Below are 9,709 nucleotides of genomic sequence, written 5' to 3'. Positions count from 1 at the left end.
TATGGTGAGACACGTCGAGGTCCTCGTGATGGAACAGCAGTTGGCGCTACTGATCCTCGGGGACCTCGACCCCTACCCGCCGACCATCACCCGGCGAGCCTCACCCCCACCGGATGTCCGAAGAGCCGCTTATCTCGTGTTGGCACATTCCGTGCTCGAGGAGGAGATCGAGGCGTCGTTCGAGGACTTCTTTGACGAAGTGAGCAGGCAGCTACTAGGCGACGCTATCCCCGAGGCAGCACTCTCCCTCGCTTTCGCGATCGCAGAGCAGATTCCTGACGACCTCAAGGTGGCGTATCGGAAACGCGACACGATCGCATTTGTTCGAGGCGCCGGCCGCAAGGTCCTCGAGAAGGCGATCCAGACCAATAACGGCCTCAAGGAGGAGAACCTTGCAAAGCTGGCGAAAGCGGTCGGCGTGAACTGGCTCGCCTTCGAACGATCCCTTGGAACCGCGATCGCGGACCTATCGGCGTTCGGGACTCGACGTGGAAGCTCGAGCCACCTCTCTCCTTTCTCGACCAAGGTCACAGCGATCTCGCAGGAGTTGGATCCCGATGACGTGAAACGTTGGGTCAGGGATGCAGTCGTAGGGGCTGCCGCGATCCGAACGCACCTAATGGCGCAGGCAAGCCCGCGGATCGCAACCACTCCTACACAACCTCGTGGCAGGGCGCGACGAATCGTGGCGCCGCGAGTGCGGGTGTCACGTCCCCTCCGCTTGATCGCTGGCCGATGACTGAATCACGTCGACAGCGACTCGAACCAACTCTCCAAGGATTCGAGACGCCCGGTCGCCACGTGCTCTAGGGCGCGCTCGATCCCGCCGGCTGCGGCCCTCCCGCGGGCTACAGGCGCACCGTAGGCTGCGCGTGGGCCGTCGGGATTCACATGGACGACATGCGTAAAGATCTCGGCATTGCCGCTTCTGTTCTCGCAAGCGGCGGCCAACCTAGCCGGATCAAATTCGTTGGTCACGAGCACGTAGTCGAAAGACCGACCGCTGCTTTCGAGCTTCGAGTAGGCGTCAAAATCGGTGAGGAACTGCTCCTCCCGATCGCTGCGCACGCTCCACTTGCAACTGACAAGAACGCGATGCCTACTGAGCCGGTCAACTAGCGCAAGATCGACCTTCTTGGTCTTGTCATTTCCGCGCGGGGCATAGAAACCGGGCAGCTCGTGCAACGCGGGCCGCACATGAACCTCGTAACGCGACGCCGTCGGTTCCCACCGGCGGAGCAGCGCGGCGAGAGTATCCTCAAATCCTTCACCGACGAGATTCTTGCGCTTATTCTCGCTGCTGATGTGGCCCTTGATCTTGACAAGGAGGTCGCGAACAAAATCATCGGAAGCTGGAACGCCAAGGTGACCTTCGATAGCGTCACTAACGAGCGCCTCGAGTTCGAGATCCTCGTCGGGATGCGGCATGTCGCAGCGCTCGTATGGGCGCCGCTGCTCTTCAGCCCGTTCCAAACGTTGCGCGTGAGCAAACTCAGTGGCGACGGAGAGATCACGGACGGCTGCAGAGAATAGCCAATCTATCCGCTCTCCCAATTCACGCGGGCCCACGCCGTATTGGTCGCTCAACCATTGGTGCACTCGTAGGGATCGCGCGTACCACGGTCGTCCGGGCTGGCATTTGTCGCTCTCGTAACAGTGAGCCAGGCCGATCGTGCGGTCGATCCACAAGAGCAACCGGTACACGTGGCGCCACGCACTCTCGGGCGAGACGATCTCGCCGCTCATTTCTCGGAAGTACTGGTCTAGGAGGCGGTATCGGTTTTCCGCTCCAAACGCTCGCGCTATCGCGTCCGAGGTTCCTGCCTCAGGCACGGCTAGACCGGTTGGGGTATCTTCTCATTTGCCAGAATCTGCTTAACGCTCCCCGCCACCGCCGCCGCAAGCAGCGGCGGGACGGCATTACCAATCTGACGATATCGGCTGTGTGTCGCTCCATTTGGTTGCCTACCCTGGAGCTCACCCCTGCGGGAGTCCGTCACGACTTCGAAGCTATCAGGGAATGACTGCAGTCTGCAGAACTCGCGCACACTTAGGGCGCGGGGAGACTTGTAGTGGTAGACAGCGTCAGCCTTAGTGTTCAAGGTCCACGCCCAGAGGCCGGGGTGAAGGCGTCGATATGCGTAATAGTGCTTGCGCGAGAGCATGTCGGAACCGTTCGTCGGCCCCCATTTCTGACCCGTCAGGTAGCGACGACGAAGATGATCGGGCAGATCCCTATAGTTGCCCCCAGCGGGGATGCCCTCGAGTCGGAGCCGAGTATCCGCGTTCATGCGAGGCACCTCGAGGTTTGTGACGGGACGTGCGTTGGATCGCATGAGGCGCTGGTACGCCGATGACGGCCGACGAAGGCTGCGCGAGTGGAGCTCGCCCTCCTGATTGCCGGCCTCCAAGAAGTTCAGATCCCCGATCGCTTGCTGCACGGAGACGACGGATGTATCCCCCGGGTTCTGGAGGCGCTCGAGAAGGTCCTCAGCGACCACATCATTCCGCAATCCGAGACGATAACCCCTGCGCGCCGTCGAGTCAGGCATCAACGCAATCGCGGCGCTTGCTCCGGAGCCTTCAATTGCCGGAGGGACAACGCCGAGGTCACTGTGTACGCCCACGAACACAAGTCGCTTGCGTGTCTGAGGCACCCCGAAATCAGCAGCATCGAGAAGCGTTGGCCGAACAATGTACTTCCCGCTCAGGGCAAGATCAGATTGGACCTGCTCCCGCACGCCCATTTGGTCCATCCCAGGCACGTTTTCCATGACAAACGCTTTCGGCTCCACGAAGTCGACAACCTGGACAAACTCGCGGTAGAGCGAGTTTCGCGGGTCGTCGATCAACCGCGAGTGATTGCGGACCTGCGAGAAGGCCTGACATGGCGGGCCGCCAACGATCACGTCAACATCCGCGCCTGCGGCGAACACACGCTCCTTGACAGCACCCTCGCGGATGTCACCCGTCACCGCAGTGGCGTTGGGGAAGTTGCGGGCAAACGTAGCCATCGCGTCAGGGTCGTAGTCCGTCCCTGCCATGACACGGAACCCAGCTTGTTCGAACCCGACCGACAGTCCGCCCGCTCCAGAAAAAAGATCGATGACGGTAAGATCACTCGCCTCCACCGTCGGCCCAAGCTCGCTCATCTAGCCACTCTCGCACGAGGTTGAGACATCGCCCCTACGGACACTCCGCACTCGCGGAGGGGACCGCTGCACGGAGCGGTTGCTGGTTCGAATAGCCGGGTCGATGCTGCGCTCGCTGGCGGCGCCACCGGCGGACAAGCTCTCGGCATCCGAGAGAACCACAGCGATGCCCCGAGATCACACAGACGAGACCCAAGACCCAAGACCCAAGACCCAAGACCCAAGACCCAAGACCCAAGACCCAAGACCCAAGACCCAAGACCCAAGACCCAAGACCCAAGACCCAAGACCCAAGACCCAAGACCCAAGACCCAAGACCCAAGACGAACCGAGCCAAGGAGAGAGAAGGAGAACCTACGATGCACGCAGGCACCGTGGGTGAGCGACACCCTTTAGAAGCACTCCCCCACACATATCTGCAAGCCACAAAAATGCCTGGATAATGGGCAAAACGCACCCTATCCTGGCGGCATGCGCGGAGGCCTCGAGCGGTGGAAGCGAGGTGTCGAATCCCGAGGGGTTCGACAAGCGATCTCATACGCGATCGAGGGCCGCTGCGATGCTCACCTGCAGCACTCCCCTGGCATTGACGCGCTCGAAGCGTACAGTGCCGCATCCGATTCGACCGTCTCGCGGTTCATCGTCGAGAACGGCGTCATCACCTCGGACGAGCTCACCGCCGGTGGCCTTCGCGTCTGGCTCACCGGCCACGACCCGGCCAGCGGGGAAGAGCGGGGCCACCAGCGGCTGAGCCCCGACGCCGACCTGCTGCTCGACGGGACGATCAACCACCCGAAGTCGTACAGCATCGCCGCACTGCTGCATCCCGAACTCGCCGCCGAGTTCGAAGCGCTCCAGGACCGCCTGCGTGAACGGATCCTGCTCACGTGGCAGACGGAGCTCAATGCCCGGCGCGGGCATGGAGGGCTCATCCGCGAGGAGATCACCCGCATCGAGGTCGTCGAGCTCCAGCACCGACGCTCGCGCGCGCTCGACCCGCACATCCACCGTCACCTCTGGCTGAACATCAAGGTGCTCGGCGCTGACGGCAAGTGGTCGAACCTCGACTCGCGCGTCGCGATGAAGCTGCACACCGTCGTCAACGCCGAGGGCGAGCTCGCCGCCCGCACCGATCCGGCCTGGATCGCCGCGCTCGCCCGGCACGGGTACACGCTCGACGACACGGGCGAGATCGCCGAGCTCGCCGGCGCGGTCCGACCCGTCTCGCGTCGGTCGGCGCAGATCGAAGCCAACCGCGCGCGCCTGGTCGCGGAGTGGTCCGCGTCGCACGAGGGATCGGCGCCGAGCGTGGAGGTGCTGCAGCAGATCGATCGCCTCGCGTGGGCGGTGGCGCGCCCGAACAAGCCGGCCGATCTCGACGAGGCGTCGTGGGAGGCCCGCGTCCGCGACGAGATCACAGCGATCGATCCGAGCCTGACCACCCCGCGCGCACCCATTCGTGTCGCTGCAATCGATCCGGATGCCGTCGACCTGGATCTACTCGCTGCCCAGGCGGTCGTCGATGCGGACGAGCGGTCCACCTCGTGCGGCGGGAGGTTCAGCAGCTTCGACATCCGCGCGGGAGCCATACGCGCGCTGTCGCGCACGGGCGTCGTCGCGGACCGTGACCGGCTCGACGGCGTGATCGCCGAGGTCACGTCGCGGGCCACGCGTTCCGCCTACCGCCTCGTTGCGGACGATCCGCCGGCGCACGTGAAGGCGTTCATGGCGACCGAGACCGTACGCGCCAAGGTGGGTCTCGCCGGCCGCTTGGACGTGCTCGCCCAACCGGGGCGCTCCCTGCTGCCGGGCGAGTTGCACCGGCTCGCACTGAACGAGGATCTGTCGATATTGGATGCCTCGCAAGGCGTTGCCGCGTGCGCCATCGCCGGCACGGACGGGCTCGTGACGGTGACCGGCCCCGCCGGCGCGGGCAAGACAACGATGCTGCGCGCTGCGTTCGCGGCGCTCACCTCGCAACGGCGGCGGATGCTCGTCCTCGCCCCCACGCGGAAGGCGGCATCAGTGGCGTCTCGCGAGGTCGGGGCCTCGGCATCCAGTATTCATGCGCTGCTTTTGGACCACGGCTACCGATGGGGCACCGACGAGGCGGGCGCGCAGGTGTGGGCCAGGCTTCGAGTGGGAGAAGTCGATCCCCGCACGGGCGCCGTCTACGGCGGACCAACCCAGTACGTGTTGCGTTCTCGCGATCGGATCGTCGTCGACGAGGCTGGCATGGTCGACCTGCAGACAGCGAACGTGCTCGTCGAGCTCGCGATCGAGCAGGGTGTCGGGCTGGCGTTCGTGGGTGACACGCATCAGGCGTTGCCGGTCGGACATACGGGCGCGATGGGTTCTGCAATCCGGCACGCGAACGCTGCGGTCGAGCTCGATACGGTGCACCGGTTCCGCGATCCCGACTACGCGGCACTCACCCTGCGGCTCCGGGATGCGGGTGATCGCGAGCGTGCGCTGGTGGTTGCGGGCGAGCTTGCCGAACACGGTCACGTCGACCGGGTCGAACATCACGACGCGGCGCGTGAGCAGATGATCAACGCGTACTTCTACTGGCACGCACGCGGCAAGCGGGTGACGCTGGTATCGGGCACGAATGCTGAGGCGGATGCGATCAACGACGCCATTCAGCAAAGGCGAGTCGATCAGGGCGAGCTCGACGCCCGCGTCGCCGCGTGGGGAATGGGCGAGCAGCGGATCCTCGTCGGCGACACCGTCCAGACCCGTCGTAATGACCGGCTCACGGTAGTCGAGAATCGCGCACAGTGGATCGTGCGCGGCATCCACGAGTCAGCCGTCGACCTAGTCTCCGTGGACGACAGCGGCGAGATGGCGCGCGTGCCCACCGAGTACGCGCGCGAGTACCTGCAGCTCGCCTACGCGTCCACCGTGCACGGCGTGCAGGGCGACACCGCGGATGCGTCGGTGGTCGGGCCGGATGTGGATGCCGCAGGACTCTACGTCGGCCTCACGCGCGGTCGGCTCAGCAACGTCGCGATCGTCGTCGCGCGGACGGATGCCGCGGCCCGCGAATGCCTCGCGCAGTCGATGCAGCGCGGCACTCCGGAGGTGACGATGCAGGATGCTGTGCGCGCGGCCGAAGCGGAGGTGCGGCGTGCAGCGCGGAACCGGGAAGCCGCGATGGCTACGGGGCCGGTGGTCGGTGCGTCGAGTGCGGGGCGCGGAATCGGGATGTAGAGCCCATCTATTGCGATGGACGAGCATCGAACGCTCGGGTGCATTCGGCTAGCAACCACAGTCACGGGCTTGGCTCGTCGACAGGTGGAGCGTCGAGATGCCCGCCGCACCGCATGGTTTCCCGAGCGCAGCAAACCTCCGTCGACGCACTTCTGGCACTAAGAGCTCTGAAAACTCGTTGCCCGACTTGCAAGCGTGCATGCCTGCAGCGCGCAAGCTTGCACACAAGGCACCGACACGCCGTGTGCGCGACCGCGGGCATCTGTTCACACTTCGTCAGGGCTTGGATGCGTTGCTTGTCAGGTTCAGCCTGACGTCAGCAGAAAACCCCGTCGAATGTCGGAATCCTCTGGGATAATGGACCGTGATGCACAGCGGACCTTTACAGCGCGGTTGTCATTCCGGGTCTAGACCAACTTTGAGAAGTTAGAAACCATGGGGTAGGCGATGTGTGGTAAGATAGGTGTAGGCCACGGAAAGGAGCACCGAGATGGGGTTTGAGGTCTTTGACAAGCGCAACGCGCCTCTCGCCAAAGCGCCCAGTGTGACTATCCAGAAGAAGGGCATCTTCTCTATCAACCGTGCGGCACACAACCTCATCGGTGCGCCCGAGACGGTGGAGCTACTCTTCGACCGAGACGAGCAGATCATCGCGATGAAGCCTTCGGATGAGCCGCACGCCTACGCGATTCGCGCTCAGACGGCTAGCGACACCGGGCAGATGATCTTGTCTGCTAGCGCGTTCACCCAGTTCTTCGATATCGACACGACGGTCAGTCGGCGTTACAAGCCGTACGAGCAGGACGGGATGCTCTGCATCAACCTGCAAGGCCCCCGGGTAGAGATCGTGGGTAACCGTTCGAGGCAGGGAGACAGCGCCGACGACGGCAACTAAATAGAAGTCTGGCCCGGAACTGTTAGCAGCAGTTCCGGGCCAGTACCGGCCCGAGGGCGCGGTGGTGACTGTTCGCGTCACCTTAAGCGTATCGAAGATTTGTGGCACAGGCTCCAATTTCTTCTCTCGGGTATTGACACAGAGGACCGCCGGTCCTCTGTCAAACAACCCGGAGGACGTCCGTCCTCCCAGCACCGAGAGGAGAGGCCTAGTGCCTTTCATCACTGATTACTACGGGATCAAGGGTCCCGTGCCGTTCGCGAACGTCGACGTGGCGTCCGACAACTTCCTGTTCCTGGATCCACACGCCGTGCGGCTGACAGGGGCACCGCAGCCCTTCGCGGGCGAGGCGCTCCACTGCGTGGACACCTTCCTGGCGGAGATCGTGCGCTGTGTCATCTCCCCTGCGCCGGCCGACCGCCGTCGCGGCGAGGCACTGCTCCAACGCTTCAAGGAGCCGTGGGAGACGCGCCTCGGAATGTCGACCAAGGGCTACCACGGCCACGGAGGCGCTGAGGACGTCGGAACATGGATCTGGACCGCGCTGACGACGGACCTCGCAGCGCTCGTTCACGTCGGAGTTCTGGAACGTCTGGAGGACCTGCCGATGTTCGTCGCGGGCATCGACCGGGACATCACTTCCGACGTTACGACCCGCATCATGTACGCGGCGCTCGCGCGGTTCACGGAATCGATGCTCGCGAAGTACCCCGAGTTCACGGCCGACGGGCACAAGGTCAAGACGGTCACGAGTCAGGTCTGGGACCCGTCGAAGCTCGAGTGGACTGAGGAGCAGTTCACCCTCCCGGTGGCCGACGGGAAGCCCCTGCTGCTGGTCCCGACGGCATGGACGCGGCGCAACCTCCTCATGTCCGCGACTCGCTTCTACGAGAAGACCGTCCTCGACTTCGCGCAGATCGAGCGCGCCGTGATGGGCTCCGACGGCAAACTCATCAAGACGCCGAAGGACGAACTCGCGAAGATCAAGGGTCTCGGCCGCGGACGGAGCACGAACGTGCGGCTCACCCTGGAAGCGTTCGAGAAGAACGAGAACCTCATCGCGTACTTCAAGGCCTTCGTCGCCTTCAAGTTCGAGCGCCCGGAGGAGGACGACTCGGCTGCGGCCTAGTCGCTAGACCGAATGTCTGTCCCTAGGTGACAGGCACCATCCTGAGGCGGGCGGGGGACCAGACGGTCCCCCGCCTTGCCTGTGGGACAACCTCGACGCGCAGCACCGTCGCGAGCACCGCACGCTGCACATCGACCGCGGCTTCGAGGAACGCGGCGCCGGGGTCAGCGGCGCGCAGCATCTCGCTCGACACCGAGCAGCGCAGCAGCGTCTTCGCCATGCGAGCGTCGAGCGCGTCGATCTCAGCGGTGACCGTCTCGGTGGCCTTCCGAAGCTGGGCGGCGGCGATGTCGTCAGCTTCGGAGGAGTCAAAGCGGGCGCGACAGCGTTGCGCGGCGCTCGCGGTAGGCGCTCACTTCCTTGCTGCGCGCTGCGTTCGCGGCACTCACGTCGCAACGGCGACGGATGCTCGTCGTTGCTCCCACACGCAAAGCTGCGTCGGTGGCGTCCCGCGAGGTCGGGGCCGCGGCATCCAGTATTCATGCCCTGCTCTTGGACCATGGCTACCGATGGGGCACCGACGAGGCGGGCGCGCACGTGTGGACCAGGCTTCGAGTGGGAGAAGTCGACCCCCGCACGGGCGCCGTCTACGGCGGACCGACACAGTACGTATTGCGTTCTGGGGATCGGATCGTCGTCGACGAAGCCGGCATGGTCGATCTGCAGACGGCGAACGTCCTCGTCGAGCTCGCGATCGAGCAGGCTGTCGGGCTGGCGTTCGTGGGCGACACGCATCAAGCGTTGCCCGTCGGGCATGCGGGTGCGATGGGTTCTGCGATCCGGCACGCGAACGCTGCGGTCGAGCTCGACACGGTGCACCGGTTCCGCGATCCCGACTACGCGGCGCTGACGCTGCGGCTCCGGGATGCGGGTGATCGCGAGCGTGCGCTGGTGGTTGCCGGCGAGCTTGCTTCGCGCGGTCACGTTGATCGGGTCGAGCATCACGACGCGGCGCGCGAGCGGATGATCGACGCGTTCTTCGAGTGGCACGGGCGCGGCAAGCGGGTGGCGTTGGTTTCCGGCACGAATGCTGAGGCGGATGCGATCAACGACGCCATCCAGCAGCGACGCGTCGATCAGGGCGAGCTCGACGTGCGCGTGGCCGCGTGGGGAATGGGTGAGCAGCGGATCCTCGTCGGCGACACCGTGCAGACCCGTCGCAACGACCGGCTCACGGGTGTCGAGAATCGTGCTGAGTATTTGGAGTCGTGAGCGCCACTGATTATTGCGGTTGAGCGCCAGTCGATATTCACTCTCGGGGCCACCGGTATTGCCGGTGAGCGCCACTCCCGTGGGCGCGACGCTCACCGGCCCGAGTTC

General features: G+C 64.5%; 8 protein-coding genes. 5 read left to right on the top strand and 3 right to left on the bottom strand.

All coding sequences use genetic code 11. The features are described 5' to 3' along the window. The coding region (locus IF188_RS19860) for a HEPN domain-containing protein (RefSeq protein WP_224752206.1) at positions 1-739 on the top strand (739 nt) is incomplete at its 5' end. Between the two features lie 5 nt (positions 740-744). Here IF188_RS19860 and IF188_RS19855 read toward each other — a convergent pair. Together IF188_RS19855 and IF188_RS19850 are read right to left on the bottom strand one after the other, a co-directional pair. Next, positions 745-1,746 (bottom strand): hypothetical protein, encoded by a 1,002-nt coding sequence (locus IF188_RS19855; protein ID WP_191173545.1) that lies wholly within the window; start codon positions 1,744-1,746, stop codon positions 745-747. 89 nt (positions 1,747-1,835) lie between these two features. Then, on the bottom strand, positions 1,836-3,152 hold the full coding sequence (locus tag IF188_RS19850) for a DNA cytosine methyltransferase (protein WP_191173544.1): 1,317 nt from the start codon (positions 3,150-3,152) through the stop codon (positions 1,836-1,838). A 471-nt stretch (positions 3,153-3,623) separates the two neighbouring features. Here IF188_RS19850 and IF188_RS19845 point away from each other — a divergent pair, with 471 nt between their 5' ends. The 3 genes from IF188_RS19845 to IF188_RS19835 all read left to right on the top strand — a co-directional run bounded on the left by IF188_RS19845 (position 3,624) and on the right by IF188_RS19835 (position 8,389). Continuing rightward, a complete protein-coding gene (locus IF188_RS19845) occupies positions 3,624-6,365 on the top strand; it encodes an AAA family ATPase (RefSeq protein ID WP_191173543.1) in 2,742 nt (913 codons plus the stop codon). Between the two features lie 490 nt (positions 6,366-6,855). Further along, positions 6,856-7,260, top strand: a complete 405-nt coding sequence (locus tag IF188_RS19840) for a hypothetical protein (protein WP_191173542.1) — start codon at positions 6,856-6,858, stop codon at positions 7,258-7,260. A gap of 64 nt (positions 7,261-7,324) precedes the next feature. Next, positions 7,325-8,389: a hypothetical protein gene (locus tag IF188_RS19835; RefSeq protein ID WP_191173541.1), complete on the top strand. Its 1,065-nt coding sequence runs from the start codon at positions 7,325-7,327 to the stop codon at positions 8,387-8,389. 22 nt (positions 8,390-8,411) lie between these two features. Here IF188_RS19835 and IF188_RS19830 read toward each other — a convergent pair whose 3' ends face one another. Continuing rightward, on the bottom strand, positions 8,412-8,609 hold the full coding sequence (locus IF188_RS19830) for a hypothetical protein (protein ID WP_191173540.1): 198 nt from the start codon (positions 8,607-8,609) through the stop codon (positions 8,412-8,414). Positions 8,610-8,749: 140 nt separating this feature from the next. Between IF188_RS19830 and IF188_RS19825 the strand changes: the two genes are divergently transcribed. Further along, on the top strand, positions 8,750-9,601 hold the full coding sequence (locus IF188_RS19825; RefSeq protein WP_224752205.1) for an AAA family ATPase: 852 nt from the start codon (positions 8,750-8,752) through the stop codon (positions 9,599-9,601). The last annotated feature ends 108 nt before the right edge of the window (positions 9,602-9,709 follow it).

This window comes from Microbacterium helvum, from assembly GCF_014779795.1.
Lineage (GTDB): Bacteria > Actinomycetota > Actinomycetes > Actinomycetales > Microbacteriaceae > Microbacterium > Microbacterium helvum.
This window is presented reverse-complemented; position numbering and strand designations above follow the sequence as displayed.

What these genes read in the sequence shown, in the direction of transcription:
- IF188_RS19855 (WP_191173545.1), bottom strand. Translation starts at nt 1,746, where the DNA reads ATGAGCGGCGAGATCGTCTCGCCCGAGAGTGCGTGGCGCCACGTGTAC.
- IF188_RS19850 (WP_191173544.1), bottom strand. Translation starts at nt 3,152, where the DNA reads ATGAGCGAGCTTGGGCCGACGGTGGAGGCGAGTGATCTTACCGTCATC.
- IF188_RS19845 (WP_191173543.1), top strand. Translation starts at nt 3,624, where the DNA reads ATGCGCGGAGGCCTCGAGCGGTGGAAGCGAGGTGTCGAATCCCGAGGG.
- IF188_RS19840 (WP_191173542.1), top strand. Translation starts at nt 6,856, where the DNA reads ATGGGGTTTGAGGTCTTTGACAAGCGCAACGCGCCTCTCGCCAAAGCG.
- IF188_RS19830 (WP_191173540.1), bottom strand. Translation starts at nt 8,609, where the DNA reads ATGGCGAAGACGCTGCTGCGCTGCTCGGTGTCGAGCGAGATGCTGCGC.